Below are 18515 nucleotides of genomic sequence, written 5' to 3' on the forward strand. Positions count from 1 at the left end.
CTCGTTGTTTCTTTGGCATGTCCTGGTCGAAAAACCGGCGACCACTTTTTCGGGACAAGCCCCTAAGCGCGCTTTTCAAGGCGGGATCGCAGGAAGATTGCGATGGCATTGAGGGTGATCATGAAAGCCAGCAGCACCATGATGGCGGCGGATGTGCGCGGCTCGAAGAAGTTGCGGTTCTCATTGCCCTGCCAGAGATAGATCTGGACGGGCAGGGCCGTGGCCTGCTCGATGGGCGTGGCGGGCACGGCGGCGACGAAGGCATTCATGCCGATGAGCAGCAGCGGCGCGGTCTCGCCCATGGCCTGCGCCACACCGATGATGGTGGCGGTGAGGATGGACGGGAAGGTGACCGGCAAGACGTGGTGGAACACCATCTGTGTCTTGCTGGCACCCATGCCGAGCGCGGCCTGGCGCAGGGCCGGGGAAACGCCCTTCAAGGCGGCGCGGGTGGCGATGATGATGGTGGGCAGGGTCATCAGGGTCAGCACCAGACCACCGGCCAGCGGGGCGGAAAGCGGCAGGCGGAACCAGTTGATGAAGACGGCGGCGCCGAGCAGGCCGAAGACGATGGAGGGCACGGCGGCGAGGTTGTTGATGTTGACCTCGATAAGATCGGTAAGGCGCGACTTGGGCGCAAACTCTTCGAGATAGATGGCGCTGCCGACCCCGAGCGGAACGGCGAGCACGATGACGATCAGCATCATCCAGAAGGTGCCCATCAGCGCGCCGAGAAGACCGGCGGATGCCGGGGCGGAGCGGCTGTCGACATTGGTGAACAGCGACCAGGCAAAGCCCTGGGTGATGATGCCGTTGGCTTCGAACGTATCGATCAGGCTGCGAGCGGCGGGGGGAAGCTGCTGCTGGGTGTCGCCCAGGTCACGGTTGATATTGCCCTTGACCCAGTTGTCGGCATTGGCCGAGGCCAGCAGGTCGACTTCGGCGGTCTTGCCGAGCAGGTCGGGATTTTCGACGAAGAGCTGGCGCACGCGGTGGCGGGCGTCGGTTTCGACGACGGTCAGCAGCTGGCGGCTATCGATCTCAAGATCCGCCGGCGCGGCTTTGCGCAAGGCAGCCTCGATGACATTGTTCCAGTTCAGCATCGCCACCTGGCGTTCCCAGGCGAGGCGGGCAGAGCGGAAATCGGCATCGGACTGGCCCGCAACGCGCACCGGGGCGGGCTCGACCTTGATCAGTTCGGGATCGAAGCTGACCTCGAGATGAATGTTGGACTGGGTAAAGGCGGGGATGCCCTTGCGCAGCACGTCGGTGAACAAGAGGGCCACGAAACCCAGCGCCAGGCAGATGGCAATAATGCCGAAGGCGCGGAAGAGACGTTCGCCCGCATGGCGACGGTTGAGGCCGTCACGCACCAGTTTGCGGCGTTCGGCGGCGGAAGCGAGCGTGGTGTCGGTCATTCGTACTGCTCCCGGAAGCGGCGGACGATGTAGAGGGCGACGATGTTGAGGCAGAGCGTCATGATGAAGAGGGTGAGGCCCAGCGCAAAGGCGACGAGCGATTGCGGGCCGGTAAAGTCGGTATCGCCGGTCAGCTGGTTCACGATCGAGACGGTGATGGTGGATACCGGTTCCAGCGGATTGCCGCGCAGGATCGGGGCGTTGCCGGCGGCGAGCACCACGATCATGGTTTCGCCGATGGCGCGGCTGACGGCGAGCAGGAAGGCACCGACAATGCCGGGCAGGGCCGCAGGCAGCAGCACGTTGCGGATGGTTTCCGACTGGGTGGCGCCCAGGCCATAGGCGCCATCGCGGAGCGAGCGCGGCACCTGGTTGAGAATGTCGTCGGAGAGCGAGGAGATGAAGGGGATGATCATCACGCCCATGACGAGGCCCGCAGTGAGCGCCGAGGTGGCGCTGATCGGCAGGCCGATGGCATTGCCGAAATCACGCAGAAAAGGACCGACCGTCACCAGGGCGAAGAAGCCGTAGACGATGGTGGGGATGCCGGCGAGGATTTCGATGATCGGCTTGACGATCTTGCGCACATTGGCGTGGGCATATTGATTGAGGTAGATGGCGGCCATCAGCCCGACCGGCACGGCCACCAGCATGGCGATGGCCGAGATCATCAACGTGCCCGAGAGCAGCGGCAGCAAGCCATACTGGCCGGCATCACCGGCACCCGTGGAGCTGAACTTGGGGGCCCAGACGGTGCCGAAGAAGAAGTCCAGCGGGTTGATGAAGGTAAAGAAGCGGAAGGCTTCGGTGACCAGCGAGGCGACGATGCCCAGCGTGGTCAGGATCGCGACGCCGGAACAGGCGATGAGCAGCCAGGAAATGAAGCGCTCGACCTCGTTGCGGGCCCGCAGCCGCGGGGTGATGCGGCGCTGCGCATAGAGCAGGCCGAGAACGCCCAGCCCGGCGGCAGAGGCGATCATGATGAGGAAGGAGAGGAGCTGGAAGCGGGCGAGGTTCTCGCCGGCAGCCTGCTCGAAGGGGCGGAGTTCACCGGTGACGCCAAAGCCGGAGGCCAGGTCGCGGATGCGCTGCATCTGCTGGTTGAGGCCAGTCTGGTCGAGGCTCTGCAGCACGTCGCTGGGGATCTGCGAGACGGTGTACCAATGGGTGACGCCGGGCGAGAAAAAGGCCCAGATCGCCAGCACCAGCAGGGCAGGAACCAGGGTCCAGAGCACAACCAGTGTGCCGTGATACTGGCCGCGGGAATGGACGCGCACGCCGTTGGGCGTGGCCAGCGATCGGCTTTTGGACCAACCGAGCTGATAGGCAAAGCCCAGCAGCACGAGGAGAAGTCCGGCGACGATGATTGTGTTCACTTTGACGCTTTCCTGGCTGGCCCGGAAGAGAAGCGGGCCGCCGGGTGATCCGGCGGCCCCTCAGAGCGATTACTTGGCGGCCTGGAAGGCGGCCAGGACTTCGGCGGTCTTTTCAGCCGGCTGCGGGATCAGACCGGCGGATTCAAGAATGCCGCCCTGGCCCGAAACGGCGTCGGACAGGAAGTATTCGGTGTATTCGGCAAGGCCCGGAATGGTGCCGATATGCTGACCCTTGACGTAGAAGTACAGCGGACGGCTGACCGGATATTCGCCCGAGGCGACGGTGTCGAGCGACGGGGTGACGCCGTCGATGGTGGCGACCTTGAGGGTGTCCTTGTTCTGCTCGAAGAAGGACAGGCCGAACACGCCAACAGTGTTGGGGTTGGAGGTCAGGCGAGCCAGGGTCTCGGTGTAGTCACCCGAGATCTCGACCACGACGTCCTGGCGGAAGGTGGTTTCGACGGCTTCGAGTTCTTCCTTGGACAGGCCTTCCGGCAGACCGGCAGCTTCGGCGCCCTTCTTGACGACCTTCTCCTGGAACACTTCACGGGTGCCGTGGTTGGAGCCCGGGATGGCAAGAGCGATCGGCTGGGCCGGCAGGGACGCGTCGATCTGGTCCCAGGTGGTGTAGGGATTGTCGACGAGCTGGCCGTCGACCGGCACCTTGGCAGCAATGGCCTTGAACACCTGGACCGGGGTCAGGGCGAAATCGGCGCCTGAAGCGGCGGAGGCGAAGACGATGCCGTCGAAGCCGAACTGGACTTCGCGGATGTCGGTCACGCCATTGGCGGTGCAGGCTTCGCGCTCGCTGTCCTTGATCGGACGGCTGGCATTGGCGATGTCGATGGTGTTTTCGCCGACGCCTTCACAAAACTGGCGGAAGCCGCCGCCGGTGCCGCCCGAACCCACGACCGGGGTCTTAAACTCGGGGAAGGTGGCGCCGAACTCTTCGGCCACGATCGAGGCGAAGGGGAGGACGGTGGACGAGCCGGCGATCTGGATGGTGTCGCGCGACTGGGCAAAAGCCGGGGTGCCGAAGGCGGCGAGCGCGATCACGGCGGCGCTGGCGAAAAGTGCGGTTTTCATTGAAAGTTCCCTTTCGGAATTCGGTTTCCAACATGGCCAGCCGAAGGATCGGGCCGCCTTGTGACGCGGCAGACCATAGGAGTGCTCGGCGACAGTTTTATTGCGGTTGCGTGACTGGTTTGTGACGGTGCAAGATATTGAAAATATGGATGTTTTTCCGCGCTCCGCATTGCGTATCCGCGTTTTGTGACATGTTGTCACCAGCGCTTTGAGGGGGGACTCTGACGCAGGCTTGCCGTGGCGGTGGGCGTGGGAGGTTCTGCCTGCTCTAGCGCAGCAGCGGGCGCAGGTCGGCCTGAAGCTTGCGCATCAAGGGCAGGAAATGGGCGATCATGCGTGAGGTCGGGGCGCGGGCAGTCTGGGCGCCGATATTGAGGGCGGCGACCACCGCCCCACCGGCATTGAACAGCGGCACGGCGATGGAGCAGAGGCCCAGCTCCAGTTCCTGGTCGATCACCGCAAAGCCCTGGGCGGCGATGACTTCCAGCTCGGTGACAATATCAACGAGATTGGCCTTGGTGTGGGTCGTGTAGGCCACGATATCCGAGCGGGCGAGGATGGATTGTGCTTCGCCCGGAGGCAGTGCGGCCAGCAGGATGCGGCCCATCGAGGTGCAATAGGCCGGCAGCCGCGCGCCGGGCGCCAGATTGATCGACATGACGCGGCGGGTCGAGGCACGGGCGACATAGAGGGTATCGGTGCCGTCGAGCACCGCCGCCGAAGTGCTCTCATTGGTCGCGCGGGACAATTCTTCGAGAAAGGGCTGGATCAGCCGGGGCAGCGAGGTGGTCGCGAGATAGGAGTGGCCCAGATGCAGCACCCGCGGCGTCAGTTCGAAGAATTTGCCGTCATAGGTGGCATAACCGAGATGGGCGAGCGTAAGGAGGCACCGCCTCGCCGTGGCCCGCTCGAGCCCGGTGCGCTGCGCGACCTCGGTGATCGACATGCGCGCATGTTCCTCATCGAAGGATTCGATGACGGCGAGGCCCTTGATCAGGCCATTGATGAGGTCACCCTGGCGCATGCGTTCGCTTTTCGACATTTGTGCGAATGGCGCACAGTCTAGTGGTGGGCAGCCGGGATGGGAAGGCTTGGCGCGGCTGGGTCTTATGGTGCGCTATGGCTTCTTGGCGGAAGGTATCACACCCCCTTTGACAGCCGCCCCGACCCTGCTATGAGGCACAGCAAGGGCCTATAGCTCAATGGTTAGAGCCGACCGCTCATAACGGTCTGGTTCCAGGTTCGAGTCCTGGTGGGCCCACCAGGTATAGCGGCGGTTTCCGAGGAATCGGGAGCCGCCGCTTTTGTTTTCGGGTCAGTCGGCGGCGAGGGCCTGGCAGTCGACTTCGATGGCGGCGCCGAGCGGGATGGCCGGGACCACGAGGGTGGAACGGGTTGGCGGGCTGGTGGGGAAGACCTCGCGGAACACTTCGTTCATCGGGGCGAAATCATCGACGCTGGTGACGAGGACCATGCACTTGACCGTCTGGTCGAGTGTGGTGCCGGCCTGTTCGAGAATGGTTTTCACATGGGCGAAGGCCTGGCGTGCTTCGGCCTGGATGCCGCCGGGGACCAGTTCTGACTTGCCGGGAACCGTGCCCAGCACGCCGCCGACATAGACCATGTCGCCGGCGCGGACAGCACCGGAATAGGGCAGGCCATCGACCACCGGCGATGGGTAGGCGATGCGCTCGCCGGCCTGCGCCAGAGGTGCGGCGGCGAAGGAAAGGGCAACAGCGGCAGCGAGGCCGAGCATCTTTAGTTTGTGCATGGTAGTCTCCTCATTGGGTCAGGTTGCAGTCCGGTCGGCCAGGTCGGCGTCATGCAGGCGCCGTTGCCAGAAGGGGTGGCTCGTAAAGCGCCGTTCGCGGGCATAGGTGCTGCGGCGTTCGCCGAGATAGTGTTCGACGCCGAGGCGGAGGCGGGTCGCATAGTCGGCTAGAGCGTCGTGGTCGCCGCCCAGTGCCTTTGCGGCAGCCTTTGCCGCTTCCACACCGGTCCAGAGCGCGGTGGTCATGCCATGGGCCGAGAGCGGGTCGAAGGAAATGGCGGCGTCGCCAACCGCCAGCCAGTCGGCACCGGCCGTCTGCTCAAGCCAGACTGTGCCGGCGCTGGCGAGCCCCGGAGGGCCGGACAGCGCGTAGCCGGCGCTTTCGACCCATTGGCAGATGTAGCGCGTGTCGGCCACGAGCGTCTGCCACAGGTCGGGGCCTTGGCCGATGCGGCGCGGCAAGAGGTCCGGATCGGAGTAGAAATTCAGCGCCAGCCGGCGATCAGCGAGGAGTGTGGCGTACCACCAGCCGCCCGAAACGGCCTCGATGATGGTGGCCGGGGTCGGGTCGATGTCGGTTTCGACCTGTGAGAGAAAGGCATAGGCGGCAACGAGGCGATCGACGCGCTTCTGTCGAACCTGCGCGCGGCCCGACAGGCTTTTGCGGCCCGTGGCATCGATGACGAGATCGGCGGATAAAGTAGCGCCGCTGACGGTGGATAGAGTCCAGGCGCCGGGCTGGCGTTGCACGGTTAGGACAGTGTCGCGGAGGCGGGTGATTTCGGCAAACGCGGCTGTCTCGGCTATCAGGCTCGCTTCGAAGCGTGGCCGGTCGATGACATGACCGAGGCCGCCGGGCTGGGCGGCGGCATGGCGTTCGAGCAGGGCATCGCTGCCCCAGGACGTGTAGCTGGCCTGGGATTGCCGATGGGCGGGATCGGCGAGAAGAGGCGCGAGTCCCAATTCGTCGAGCAAAGGCAGCGCGGCCGCGGCGAGGCTTTCGCCCGGCTTGTCACCGACCGCAGTTTCGGGCGCGATCCATGCGACCTCAATGCCGAGCTGCGCCAACTTCAGAACAGCGGCGCAGCCGGCAATGCCGCCGCCGATAACGGCGACGGGCCAGTGGGATCGTGGCGGCGTTGGCATGGTCGCGATGCCGCGAGTCAGCCCATGTCGCCGTCGTCGGCGACCCAATCAAAACGCTGCTCCATAGAGCCGCGACCGACTTCCACGAACAGCTGTTGCGGGATGGCTTCGGGGCGGTCCGGATCGGTCGGGCCGGGGCGCTGCACCACGAAGCCCATCTGTTGCCAGACGGCGATCATGTTGCGGATGCCGTCCCAATAGCTGGCATTGGCGTGATAGCCGATGCCCGGCACGCCGCGGGCCCACCAGACGCGGTTTTCGAAGAATTTCACCCGCTGCTCGGCGCTGAGATCGGTGCGCATCAGCTGGTTGTAGTGCTCCTCGGGCAGCACATCGACCGGCAGCAGGGCCGGCCACCAGACCGGCACCGGGAAATCGGTCTGCATGGCGACGCGCTGGCAGCTGAAGGCGTCGGGTTGCCAGGGCAGACCCATCCAGCGGGTGAGATCGCCGGCCATTTGCGGGCCGATCGGGGCGTCCTCACCGGTCGTGGCGTTGGTGAAATCCAGGATGCGGCCGACATTCTGCACCAGCGAGGCGCGATTGCCACGGGCGATGCGGAAGGCTTCGGCCTCGGGGTCGGCAGCACGGGCATAGAGCGCGGGCAGGCGCAGATAGTAGGAGAGCTCGACGCCGGGATGGAAGGCGCCCCCGGAGCAGGGCTCGAGCGCTGCTTCGGTCAGGGCATGCGGGCGCTGCTCGACCGGCAGCTGATCAAGGTCGGTGACCTGGTCGAGCGCCGCATCGGCAAAGTCGTTGTCGAAGGCACCTTCTGCCCAGAGGCGCAGGCGTTCATATTGCAGTTTCGGGAACTGGAACCACTGCAGCGGGCTGCCATTGTGGTCGACGCCGTCGCCCGGCATGAGCGGGATCTTGAAGTGTTCTTCCTTATAGGCGTTGGGGCCCATATTGTAGGGGTCGCGGAAGGCAGAAAACACCTTTTGGCGGAAGGCCTTGTTGGCTTCGCTGGGGTCGGCGAGCTGGGCCAGATAGGCCTCGCTCGAGAAGTCGCCGACATCCAGCCAGCCCTGGCGCAGATTGGAAGCCGCGGACACCCATTCCATCAGTGCCAGGCGCCGGAAGGTGGGATAGATGTGCTGGCGGAAAGAGAGTGGCGTGGCCGGCGGCTCGACCCACTTCTGCTCCCAGTTCATGTTCTCGATCACGTCGTAAAGCGTGCTGATCGAGGGGATTTCCGGGGCGAAATCGGGGCCGACACAGGCGATCCAGGCGCCGTCGGCATCGAGGACCTGACCGTCGGGCAGGGTGACCTTGGCGTCGACCGGGCCATCGCACCAGTCGTCGTGCCAGCCGTCATTGTCGGCAAAATTGGTGATGGCGGTGCCGCGCGGCGAGCGGGAGATACCATCGGCGGGAACCACCAGCAGGCGGCCGTCGGCATCGGTGCGCACCTGGCCCAGGCCGACATCGACGCTGTCCCAGAAGCGGCCCTTCATGGCATAGGCCTCGTCCTCGCCACTCCAGTTGACCTCGGTGCCTGAGATCGTCACCGCGCCGGGATCGATGACCAGCATCTTTTCGCGCTGCTCATTGCTGGCGAAATACTGATTGCGCATGCGGGTCGGCATGCCGGGCGCATTGGCGCCGTTGTCGTGGGCGTTGACGAAGCCGTACCAGGCGGCCTTGGTGTTGGCGACATGGACGCGCCACTCGATCTTGGCATCGGCAGCGGTCAGTTCCTTGATCACCCGGCCCTCGGCGTCGAAGGCAAAAACGCGGAAGCGCTGCACCTGCTTCTTGATCAGCGAACTGCCATCCTTGAAACCGCCTTCGGGATTGGCGGGGACGCCGGGCAGTTCGGGGGCGTAAAACCATTTCTGGCTGCCTCCGACGCGGCTGATGCCGAGGGCGGGATAGATGCCGACACGGGCGATGGCGGCGCCTTCGGACGCGGCTTCGATCGCTGGCGTCGCTGCGACGGCCAGCTTGGGGACGAAGGGCAGGCCGAAAGCCGCCATGCCCGTTACCCCGGCAATGCCCGCCAGGAAATCGCGCCGCCGAATCGTCTTGGTATCAACCATCTGTCCCTCCTCAAAAATCACAATTTCTTAGGCCCGAGAGATTTGCCAATGTGTAAACGGCAGCCTGCGGTCCCTATCGATGTGCCATGACGACGAGACGAAGGCAGCGGCAATTGGACCCTTGCCGAGGGCCATGCGGTTCGGGCACATGGGGCTCAGCGCCGCATTTTTGCTTCGTTCATCGCCGTCCTGCGGATGGCATTGGGGTTCGCCGAACCCAGACTGCCGGATAGACCATGACCACCATTCTTCGGGCCGAGATCGAGACATTTGCTGTCGCGGGGCGCTTTACCATTGCGCGGGGCAGCCGCACCGAGCAGCGCGTGGTGCGGGTAGAGCTCGAACGGAACGGCGTGGTGGCGCTGGGCGAATGCGTGCCCTATGCACGTTACGGCGAAACGCCGGAAGAGACGCTGGCGACCATTTTGGCGCTGGGGCCACAGATCGCCGCCGGCCTGGATCGGACGCAATTGCAATCGGCATTGCCGCCGGGCGCGGCCCGCAACGGCATCGACTGCGCCTTCTGGTCGCTGGAAGCGCGGCTGGCGGGGGCCGATATTGGGCATCTGGCGGGCCTCGACTGGCCAGAGACCATGACCACCGCCTTCACCATCAGCCTCGATACGCCGGAGGCCATGGCTGTGGCGGCGCAGAAGGCGGCGCATATGCCGCTGCTGAAACTCAAGCTGGGCGCAGCGGGCGATCTGGAGCGGTTGGCGGCGGTGCGTGCTGCCGTGCCGAAGGCGCGGCTGGTGGTCGATGCCAATGAAGGCTGGGCCGTGGCGGATCTGCCGGCACTTCTGGCCGCCTGTGCCGACGCCGGGGTGGAACTGGTGGAGCAGCCGCTGCCGGCGAGCGACGATGCAGCCCTGGGCGATATTGAACATGCGGTGCCGATCTGCGCCGATGAGAGCGCTCATGCGCTCAAGGGGTTGGAGGCGCTGGTGGGCCGTTATGACGCCATCAACGTCAAGCTCGACAAGACCGGCGGCTTGACCGAGGCGCTGGCGGTGGCGCGGCGGGCCGAGGCCCTGGGGCTGTCGATCATGGTGGGCTGCATGCTCAGCACCTCGCTGTCCATGCTGCCCGCCTCGGTGCTGGCCGGTTTCGCCCGCTGGGTCGATCTCGATGGCCCGCTGCTGCTGGCCCATGACCGGCCAGGCGGCCTGCGCTTTGCCGAAGGGGTGATCGATCGCTCGGGCGCAACGCTCTGGGGATAGTGTGCATCCCTATTTCGGGTGGGTGACGTCGCGCGTCTTTTGCAACGCGTCGACGGTTTGCTCGTAGCGCAGATGCGCGACGCCGAGGAACAGGCAGTCGACAATGGCCAATTGGGCAATGCGGCTGACCATGGCGCCGGCGCGCAATCGGCTTTCGCGCGCATGGCTGATCAGCCGTTCATCGGCGGCCTGGGCCAGGGGCGAATCGGCTGCGCCGGTGATGGCGATGGTGAGCGCCCCGGCCTGGCGGGCGATTTCGAGATAGCGCACGGTATCGGCAGTGTTCCCGGAATGGGAAAAGCCGATGGCAATGGTTCCCGGCGGCGACAGCAGCGCCGCGGACCACGCCTCATGCGGATCGGCCATCAGGAAGGCGTTGCGGCCGACGCGGAACAGCTTGTGGTGCAGGTCCTGGGCCACAAACTGGCTGGCGCCGATGCCGAAGAGCAGGATGCGCTGGGCGGTGTCGAGGGCGGCGACCACGCGTTCCAGCGCGGTGAAATCGAGGCTGGAGACGGTTTCGTCAATGGCCAGCATTTCCAGCGTTGCGACCTTGGAGGCCATTTCCTGCAGCGTGTCGGAGCGGGCGATCTCCGCGCCCAGCGTCAGGCCGGGCCCATATTGTGCCGCCTCGCGCCCCAACTCGGTGGCCAGCGACATGCGCAATTGCGCATAACCGGAAAGGCCCAGCGTCCGGCAGAAGCGCACAATTGTGGCAACCGAGGTTTTGCAGGCGGTGGCGAGATCGGAAATGGTCTTGTCGAGCACCACGCCGGGATTGTCGCGGATGACCGAGGCCACCCGTTGCATGGCGGGGGTGAACTTGTCGGCGGATGCCTCGATGGTCGACTGAATGCCCACTCTTTTCGTCCCCGCTCTCTCCCAGGCGTCGCGGGCCGGGCAGGGCGACGCGAACGGGCGGAACAGTACAGAAATTTCCGGCGCTGTGAAACAAAAGTTCAGACTTGTTGGAAAGTCTGAAAATCATTGACAGGCAGGCTCCAGACTTCCTAGGCTTCATCCCGAGGTCACGCTCGCCCTCGGCCTCTGCGGCCGGTCGGTTGCGGGAGAGGGAGGGGTGGCCAGGACAGCATTTGCACTCCGCTTCAGGGCGGAACGCTATCCAAAGGAGGGATACGACAATGCAATGGACCACGCCGCGCAAGCTGATCGCCGGACTTGCCATCGCCACCGCGCTTTCGACCTCGGTCTTTGCCCTGCCGGTGCAGGCTGCAAGCCTGCGCATGGCCTGGTCGCAGGACGCCACCGGTCTAGACCCGCACAAGCAGACGGCCTTCTCGTCGCTGCGCCTGCTCGAACTCATCTATGAGCCGCTGGTGCGCCTCGATGCCGAGCTGAACGTCGTTCCCGCCATCGCCACGAGCTGGGAATTCGCCTCCGACGCCAAGACGCTGACCTTCAAGCTCGACCCCAACGCCAAGTTCACCAATGGCGCGCAGGTCACTTCGGCAGACGTGAAGGCCTCGTTTGAGCGTATCCTCGACGAAGCCACCTCCGCCGCTGCCCGCTCCAACTTCCTGTCTATCGCCAGCATCGATACACCCGATGCCGAGACGGTGGTGTTCAACCTCTCCACTGCTGACGTGCCGATCCTGGTCGCCATGGCCACGATCAATGCCGCCATTCTGCCGGCCAGCGAAATCACCGCCGGTAGCGTCGGCACCACGGCTTTGGGTTCGGGCCCGTTCAAGCTCGATTCCTGGGAGCCCAATGCCAAGGAAGTGCTGAGCGCCAATGCCGACTGGGCCGGTGGCGACCTTGCCATCGATGGCATCACCATCTCCGTGCTGCCGGACGAAACCGCGATCCTCGCCTCGCTGCGCGCCGGCCAGACCGATTTCGCTCTGCTGAACGACCCGCTGGTCGCCACCATGGTGCCGAACGAGCCGAACCTCGAGCTCAACCGCGTCGGCGTGCTGGCCTACAACGTGCTCCAGCTCAACCCGTCGCGGGCGCCGATGGACAATCTCCTCGTGCGTCAGGCCATGTCCTGCGCCATCAACCGCCAGGAAATCATCGATGCGGCGCTGGCCGGCGAAGGCAAGGTGACTGGCCCCCTGACCATGCCGGCCTTCGCCCAGGATCCGAGCACGCTGTTCTGCTATGAGCAGGACGTCGAGAAGGCCAAGGCGCTGATGGCCGAGGCTGGTGTCGATGGCTTCACCGCCAAGGTGATCGCCGCTACCGGCGAGCCGCCGGTTGCCGCATCCGAAGCCCAGGTGCTGCAGGCCCAGCTGGCCGAGATCGGCATCAATCTCGAAATCGAGATCATGGAACTCAACGTCTACGTCGACACCTGGCTCAAGGGTGATTTCGACATGGCCGTGGCCCAGAATGGTGGCCGTCCGGACCCGTTCCCGATGTATAACCGCTATTTCACCAAGGACGGCAATCTGGTGAAGGTCTCGAACTTCACCGATGACGAGCTCGATAGCCTGATGAAGCAGGGCCAGGCCGAAACCGATCCGGCCAAGCGCGTCGAAATCTTCCACACCTTCGAAAGCCGCCTGGCCGAGCTTTCGCCCTGGCTGTGGCTCTCGACCGGCTACAGCTACACGGCTCAGCTCAAGACCGTCACCGGCTTTGAATCCTCGCCGACAGGCACGCTGTTCGGCCTGACCAAGGTGTCGATCCAGTAAGATCAGCCTTTTCCGAATTGCTCCTCCCCTCTTCACGGAGGGGAGGGGTTTGGCCTTCCTGGCCAGCCACTCCTGAACGGGAGGCGGCGAGGTGGCTTTGCTGCCCGATTGTGTTTGAATGAAGCAGGTACGGAGAACGACTTGCCATGAACTATGTGGCGCAGCGCCTGCTGACATTCCCCTTCATCCTCCTGGGCGTGTCGATCCTGGTCTTTGTGTCGATCCGGCTGATCCCGGGCGATGCGATCATCGCCATGCTCGGCACCGAGGCCGGCATGATGACCCCGGCGCAGCGCGCGGCGCTGGCGGCCTATTTCGGCATCGACCAGCCGGTGTGGATCCAATATTGGCGCTGGCTGTCCGGTCTGTTCCAGGGCGATCTGGGCATTTCCTCGATCTATGCCAAGCCGGTGCTCTCGGTCATTCTCGAGCGCTTTCCGCTGACCCTGCAGCTGGCGCTGATGTCCATGGTCATCGCGCTCAGCGTCGGCGTGCCGCTTGGCGTTCTGGCCGCGACGCGCAATGAAAAGCCCACCGATCTCGTGGTGCGCATCCTGGCCATGCTTGGCCAGTCGACGCCGGCCTTCGTCATCGGCATTCTCATCATCTATGTGCTCTCGGTCTATTTCGGCATGGTGCCGGCCATGGGTACGTTCACCCCGCTTTTCGTCGATCCGCTGGCCAGTATCGGGCAATTGTTCTTCCCGGCGGTGACGCTGGGCTTTGCCTTCGCGGCCTCGGTCATGCGCATTTCGCGCTCGGCCATGCTCGATGTCTTGAGCGACGACTATATCCGTACCGCCCGTTCCAAGGGCGCCTCGTCAATGAGCGTGGTGTGGCGCCATGCGCTGCCCAATGCGCTCATTCCGGTGGTGACGCTGTCGGGGGTGGAGTTCGGCTATCTCCTGGGCGGCGCCGTCATCGTCGAACAGATTTTCGCGCTGCCGGGCCTCGGCCGGCTGGTGCTCGATGCCATTACGCAGCGCGACTATGCGCTGGTGCAGGGAACCGTCTTGTTCATCGCCTTCAATTTCCTTGTCGTGAACCTTCTTGTCGATCTGGCCTATGTGGCGCTCGACCCGCGCATTCGGTTGGGAGGTCGCTGATGGGCAAGGTGTTTTCCGCGCTGATCCGGCATCCGTCCGGACGTATCGGCGTCTTCATCATCGGCCTCTATCTGATCGCCGCCCTTCTGGGCGCGCTGGGACTGACACCCAACAATGCGCTGAAGCAGTTCATGCTCGACCGGCTGAAGCCGCCCAGCGCCAGCTTCTGGATGGGCACGGACCTGCTTGGTCGCGACACGTTCAGCCGGCTGATGGTCGGTATCGGGCAGTCGATGATCATCGCCTTCCTCTCGGTGGCGGTGGCAACCATTGCCGGAACCATTATCGGGCTGCTCGCGGCCTGGTGGGGTTCGCTCTGGGACGGCATCTTGATGCGCATCATGGATGTGCTGCTGGCCTTTCCGGCAATCCTTCTGGCGCTCTTGATCATCGCCATTGTCGGTCCCGGCACCTTCACCAGCGTCGCCGCCATCGGCATCGTCTATACGCCGATCTTTGCCCGCGTGGTGCGCGGGCCGGCGCTGTCGCTGAAACAGCGTGATTTCGTTGATGCCGCCCGCACCTTCGGCAGCTCGCAGCCCTATATTCTCACACGGCATCTTTTGCTGAACCTGGTCGCGCCGCTGGCGGTGCAGGTGACCCTGGCACTGGCGTGGGCCCTGCTGACCGAGGCGGGCCTCTCCTTCCTCGGGCTGGGCACGCAGCCGCCGACCCCCTCGCTCGGCCTCATGCTATCGGAAAGCAAGAACCTGATGCAGCAGGCGCCCTGGCTGATGATCTTCCCGGCGCTGACCATCATGCTCGGCATTTTGGGGTTCAACCTCACCGGCGATGCCCTGCGCGATATTCTCGATCCGCGCACCCAGAGGAGGACGGCATGAGCACGCTGCTTTCCGTTCGCGATCTGCGCGTCGGCTTCGGCCGCGACCCCAAGGCCAATGAAGTGGTGCGCGGGGTCAGCTTCGACCTCGACCGGGGCCAGACGCTCGCCATTGTCGGCGAGTCCGGTTCGGGCAAGTCGGTGACGGCGCTGTCGATCAATCGCCTTGTCGATTTCGGCGGCGGCATGGTCACCGGCGGCTCCATTCTCCTCACCCGGGAAGACGGCAGCGTGCTCGACGTGGCCAAGGCCAAGGAAAAGACCCTGCGCCACATTCGCGGCAGCGAAGTCGGGATGATCTTCCAGGAGCCGATGACTTCGCTCAATCCGGTGCACACGATCGGGGCGCAGATCGAAGAGGCGTTCAAGCTCAATCGCGGCCTTGTGGGGGCTGCGGCCAAGCAGGCGGCGCTCGATGTGCTCGATCGCGTGCGCATTCCTGACGCCAGGACACGGCTCGGCTATTATCCGCACCAACTCTCGGGCGGCATGCGCCAGCGCGTCATGATCGCCATGGCGCTGGCCAGTGCGCCCCGCCTGCTGATTGCCGACGAGCCGACCACCGCGCTCGACGTGACGGTGCAGGCCCAGATCATGGCGCTGCTCGCCGAATTGCGCGCCGAGACCGACATGGCGATGATCTTCATCACCCACGATATCGGCCTTGTGGCCGGTATTGCCGACCGCATCATGGTGATGCAGCAAGGCGTGGCGGTGGAGCAGAACGATACCGGCGCGGTGCTCGATCATCCGCAGCACGACTATACCAGGCATCTGCTACAGGCCGTGCCGCATTTCACCGCCGGGCAGTCGGTGCGCGACGATGGCGCCCGCACCGAAACCCGGCAGCCGGTGGTGGCAGTGGACGATCTGGTGGTGCGGTTTGCTGTCGGCAAGGGGCTGTTCAAGCCAAAATCCGCCGTGCATGCCGTCGATGGCGTCAGCTTCGAATTGATGCCGGGCGAGACCCTGGCCATTGTGGGCGAGTCCGGCTCGGGCAAGTCGACCACGGCCAAGGCGCTGCTCGGCCTGGTGAGCCGGCAGCGCGGTGAGATCGCAACGGCGGCGGGGCGGTCGAAGCGTCCGATCCAGATGGTGTTCCAGGACCCGTTCGCTTCGCTCAATCCCCGGCTCAATGTCGAGGCGCTCTTGGCCGAGCCGGCCATCGCCAAAGGCCAGAAGCTGGACGACACGCTGCGCAAGCGCATGGCCTTTCTGCTCGAACGCGTCGGCCTGCCACAGGACGCGCTGGTGCGCTTTCCGCACCAATTCTCCGGTGGTCAGCGCCAACGTCTCTGCATCGCGCGGGCGCTGATGCTCAATCCCGACGTGGTGGTGCTGGACGAAGCCGTGTCGGCGCTCGACGTGTCGGTGCAGGCCAAGGTGCTGGACCTGCTGGTCGATCTGCAGCGCGAATTCGGGCTGGCCTATCTCTTCATCTCCCACGACATGGCGGTGGTGGAGCGCATCGCGCACCGGATCGCGGTCATGTATGCCGGGCAGGTGGTCGAGATCGGCGACGCACGCGCTGTGCTCTCCGACCCGCAACACAGTTATACCAAGCGACTGATCTCGGCTGTTCCGGCAGTGGAACGGCGCAAGCAGCATTTTGCCGTCGATGTGACGCAGGTGCCCTCGCTGGTGCGCCCGGCCGGCTATGAGCCGCCCCCGGCAGCCTGGCGCGATGCCGGCGCCGATCATCGCGTGCGGCTGGAGGATGGACGATGAGCGCTGTGCACGATCAACTCGAGCGCGCCTTTGTGCCGCTGGACGCTGCCGTTGAGGCGGGCCGTATTCCCGGTGGCGTCTTGGGCGTTGTGGATGCATCCGGCAATCGCGCCGTGCGCGCCATCGGTTTTGCCGAGATCGTGCCGGAGCGCCGGCCGATGCGGGAGGACACCTGGTTCGATCTCGCCTCGATCAGCAAGGTGGCGTTCACCACCGACCGCATCATCGCACTGGCGGCGGAAGGACGGATCGATCTCGATGCGCCGCTGACCACTGTTTTGCCCGACTATCGGCACTACAATCTCGACAATTGGGAACGCCGGGTGACCTTCCGGCAGTGCCTCGGGCACCAGACACCGTTTCCGGCGGTATTTCCGCTCTATACCTATGGCCGCGATCCCGACTTGTTGCGTACCTTCCTGTTGCAGCACGAATTCGCGGCGGGGCCATCGGTCTATTCCGACATCAACTACATCCTGCTCGGCCTGGCGCTGGAGCGCATCGAGGGCAAATGGATCCGCGATATGGACCCCGGTCCCGGCTTTGCCTGGTCGGCCGATCCGGCCAATGCGGCGGCGACCGAGGACTGCTACTGGCGCCACCGCGTGCTGGTGGGCGAGGTGCATGACGACAATTGCTCGGCGCTGCAGGGCGCCGGCCATGCCGGGCTCTTCGGCACGGTGGCCTCGATGCTCGATTTCGCCGCCGACAAGCTGGCCAATGCCGGTTCGGACGCGCTCATCCGCACGCCGCTTTCGGCGCGTCGCACCCATGGCTGGGAACGGCCCTATGACGGCTGGTCGGGCGGCGAATTGTGCACACCCCAAACCATCGGCCATACCGGCTTTACCGGCACCGGCATCTGGATCGATTTCGCCCGTGGCCAGGCCTGGACCCTGCTGACCAACCGGGTGCACCCCACGCGCCATTTCGACAGCGGCATCTTTGCGCTGCGCCGGGCCGTGGGTGACCTGATCAACGCTGAATAGGAGAGGGCGATGCAGCCGACCTGGGCCATTGGGCTGATGACGGGGACCGTTCTGGACGGAAATATTGACGTGGCCCTGCTGCGCAGCGATGGCGAAAGCGTCGACAGTTTTGGCGCCTATACGCTGGCGCCCTATCCGCAATCGATCCGCGACCTGCTCGAGGAAACCCTGGCACAAGCCCGCGTGTGGAATTTCGAGGGCCCCGAGCCTGCTATCTTCGCTGAAGCCGAGGATGCGCTGACCCGCGCGCAGTCCGCGGCAGTGCTGGATCTGGTCAAGCAGGCCGGCCTCATGCCTCAAGACATCGGCATCATCGGCTTCCATGGCCAGTCCGTGCTGCATCGCGCTCCGCAGCCGGAACGCATCGGCGCGACGCGGCAATTGGGCAATGGCGCGCTCATGCATGAGCTCACCGGCATCAAGGTCGCCTATGATTTCCGCTCCGCCGATGTGCGTGCGGGCGGGCAGGGGGCGCCTTTGGCGGCGCTCTATCATCAGGCGCTGCTCAGGAAGATTGGCGCCACGGATGGCAAGACGGCTGTGCTCAATCTGGGTGGTGTCGCCAATGTCACCTTCTGGGATGGCAAGGACATATTGGTGGCCTTCGATACCGGCCCGGCCAATGCGCCGATCAATGATTTCATCAAGGGCCTGGGCCTGGGCGACATGGACCGTGATGGCGCGCGCGCCTTGCGTGGGACAGTGGACGAAGCGCGGCTCAAAACGCTGCTGACACACCCCTATCTCAGTGCGCCTTATCCCAAGTCGCTCGATCGTTTCGACTTCCTCTCCACCATGGCCGATGGGCTCAATGCCGATGATGGTGCCGCAACGCTCACCGCGTTCACCACCGGCGCCGTGGGCAAGGCGCTCGACCTCTTGCCGCAGCGGCCGGAAAAGCTCGTCGTCTGCGGCGGCGGCCGGCACAATCCGGCGATTATGAAAATGCTGCCCGACCGGGCCGGGGTCGTGGCGGTTCCGGCGGAGGCCGTGGGTTGGCGCGGTGATGCCATCGAGGCGGAATGTTTCGCTTTCCTCGCGGTGCGCGTGCTGCGCGGCCTGCCCATCAGCTTCCCCACCACCACCGGCGCGCCGCATCCGCTGACCGGCGGCGTGCTGGCCGCCTGACGCC

15 protein-coding genes and 1 tRNA gene are annotated in these 18515 nt (G+C 64.8%); 8 read left to right on the forward strand and 8 right to left on the reverse strand.

Features of this window, described 5'->3' with window-relative positions; translation table 11 throughout:
• Nucleotides 1-62: 62 nt before the first annotated feature.
• From pstA to DEVEQU_RS09890, 4 genes are all read right to left on the reverse strand, one after another.
• On the reverse strand, nt 63-1418 hold the full coding sequence (pstA, locus tag DEVEQU_RS09875; RefSeq protein WP_126150406.1) for a phosphate ABC transporter permease PstA: 1356 nt from the start codon (nt 1416-1418) through the stop codon (nt 63-65).
• Nucleotides 1415-2794 (reverse strand): phosphate ABC transporter permease subunit PstC, encoded by a 1380-nt coding sequence (gene pstC / locus DEVEQU_RS09880; protein WP_126150407.1) that lies wholly within the window; start codon nt 2792-2794, stop codon nt 1415-1417. The genes pstA and pstC overlap by 4 nt, the downstream gene beginning before the upstream one ends.
• Nucleotides 2795-2863: 69 nt before the next feature.
• Entirely contained in the window at nt 2864-3880 is a 1017-nt protein-coding gene (locus tag DEVEQU_RS09885; RefSeq protein ID WP_126150408.1) for a substrate-binding domain-containing protein, read from the reverse strand.
• Between the two features lie 268 nt (nt 3881-4148).
• Nucleotides 4149-4904 (reverse strand): IclR family transcriptional regulator domain-containing protein, encoded by a 756-nt coding sequence (locus DEVEQU_RS09890; RefSeq protein ID WP_126150545.1) that lies wholly within the window; start codon nt 4902-4904, stop codon nt 4149-4151.
• A 164-nt stretch (nt 4905-5068) separates the two neighbouring features.
• Between DEVEQU_RS09890 and DEVEQU_RS09895 the strand changes: the two genes are divergently transcribed.
• Nucleotides 5069-5144 (forward strand) — tRNA-Ile (locus tag DEVEQU_RS09895).
• A gap of 51 nt (nt 5145-5195) precedes the next feature.
• On the opposite strand, the gene DEVEQU_RS09900 is transcribed toward DEVEQU_RS09895, so the two are convergent.
• From DEVEQU_RS09900 to goxA, 3 genes are read right to left on the reverse strand one after another with little or no spacing between them, the layout of a single operon-like run.
• A complete protein-coding gene (locus DEVEQU_RS09900; protein ID WP_126150409.1) occupies nt 5196-5651 on the reverse strand; it encodes a RidA family protein in 456 nt (151 codons plus the stop codon).
• 18 nt (nt 5652-5669) lie between these two features.
• The gene (goxB, locus tag DEVEQU_RS09905) at nt 5670-6797 is read right to left on the reverse strand and encodes a glycine oxidase maturase GoxB (protein WP_126150410.1); all 1128 of its coding nucleotides are present in this window, start codon (nt 6795-6797) and stop codon (nt 5670-5672) included.
• A 17-nt stretch (nt 6798-6814) separates the two neighbouring features.
• On the reverse strand, nt 6815-8839 hold the full coding sequence (goxA, locus tag DEVEQU_RS09910; protein ID WP_223214165.1) for a CTQ-dependent glycine oxidase GoxA: 2025 nt from the start codon (nt 8837-8839) through the stop codon (nt 6815-6817).
• A gap of 236 nt (nt 8840-9075) precedes the next feature.
• Between goxA and dgcA the strand changes: the two genes are divergently transcribed.
• On the forward strand, nt 9076-10059 hold the full coding sequence (gene dgcA, locus DEVEQU_RS09915; protein ID WP_126150411.1) for an N-acetyl-D-Glu racemase DgcA: 984 nt from the start codon (nt 9076-9078) through the stop codon (nt 10057-10059).
• Between the two features lie 9 nt (nt 10060-10068).
• On the opposite strand, the gene DEVEQU_RS20270 is transcribed toward dgcA, so the two are convergent.
• Nucleotides 10069-10920: a MurR/RpiR family transcriptional regulator gene (locus tag DEVEQU_RS20270; protein WP_126150412.1), complete on the reverse strand. Its 852-nt coding sequence runs from the start codon at nt 10918-10920 to the stop codon at nt 10069-10071.
• Between the two features lie 281 nt (nt 10921-11201).
• Here DEVEQU_RS20270 and DEVEQU_RS09925 point away from each other — a divergent pair, with 281 nt between their 5' ends.
• The 6 genes from DEVEQU_RS09925 to DEVEQU_RS09950 all read left to right on the forward strand — a co-directional run bounded on the left by DEVEQU_RS09925 (nt 11202) and on the right by DEVEQU_RS09950 (nt 18511).
• Nucleotides 11202-12719 (forward strand): ABC transporter substrate-binding protein, encoded by a 1518-nt coding sequence (locus DEVEQU_RS09925; protein WP_126150413.1) that lies wholly within the window; start codon nt 11202-11204, stop codon nt 12717-12719.
• A 146-nt stretch (nt 12720-12865) separates the two neighbouring features.
• Nucleotides 12866-13825, forward strand: coding sequence for an ABC transporter permease (locus DEVEQU_RS09930; RefSeq protein WP_126150414.1), 960 nt, complete (start codon nt 12866-12868; stop codon nt 13823-13825).
• Nucleotides 13825-14667, forward strand: coding sequence for an ABC transporter permease (locus DEVEQU_RS09935; protein WP_126150415.1), 843 nt, complete (start codon nt 13825-13827; stop codon nt 14665-14667). The genes DEVEQU_RS09930 and DEVEQU_RS09935 overlap by 1 nt, the downstream gene beginning before the upstream one ends.
• Nucleotides 14664-16394: an ABC transporter ATP-binding protein gene (locus DEVEQU_RS09940; RefSeq protein WP_126150416.1), complete on the forward strand. Its 1731-nt coding sequence runs from the start codon at nt 14664-14666 to the stop codon at nt 16392-16394. Before DEVEQU_RS09935 ends, DEVEQU_RS09940 begins: the two co-directional genes overlap by 4 nt.
• Entirely contained in the window at nt 16391-17383 is a 993-nt protein-coding gene (locus DEVEQU_RS09945; RefSeq protein WP_126150417.1) for a serine hydrolase domain-containing protein, read from the forward strand. The genes DEVEQU_RS09940 and DEVEQU_RS09945 overlap by 4 nt, the downstream gene beginning before the upstream one ends.
• Before the next feature lie 9 nt (nt 17384-17392).
• Nucleotides 17393-18511: an anhydro-N-acetylmuramic acid kinase gene (locus DEVEQU_RS09950; protein WP_126150418.1), complete on the forward strand. Its 1119-nt coding sequence runs from the start codon at nt 17393-17395 to the stop codon at nt 18509-18511.
• Nucleotides 18512-18515: the final 4 nt, after the last annotated feature.

This window comes from Devosia equisanguinis (genome assembly GCF_900631955.1).
GTDB lineage: Bacteria > Pseudomonadota > Alphaproteobacteria > Rhizobiales > Devosiaceae > Devosia > Devosia equisanguinis.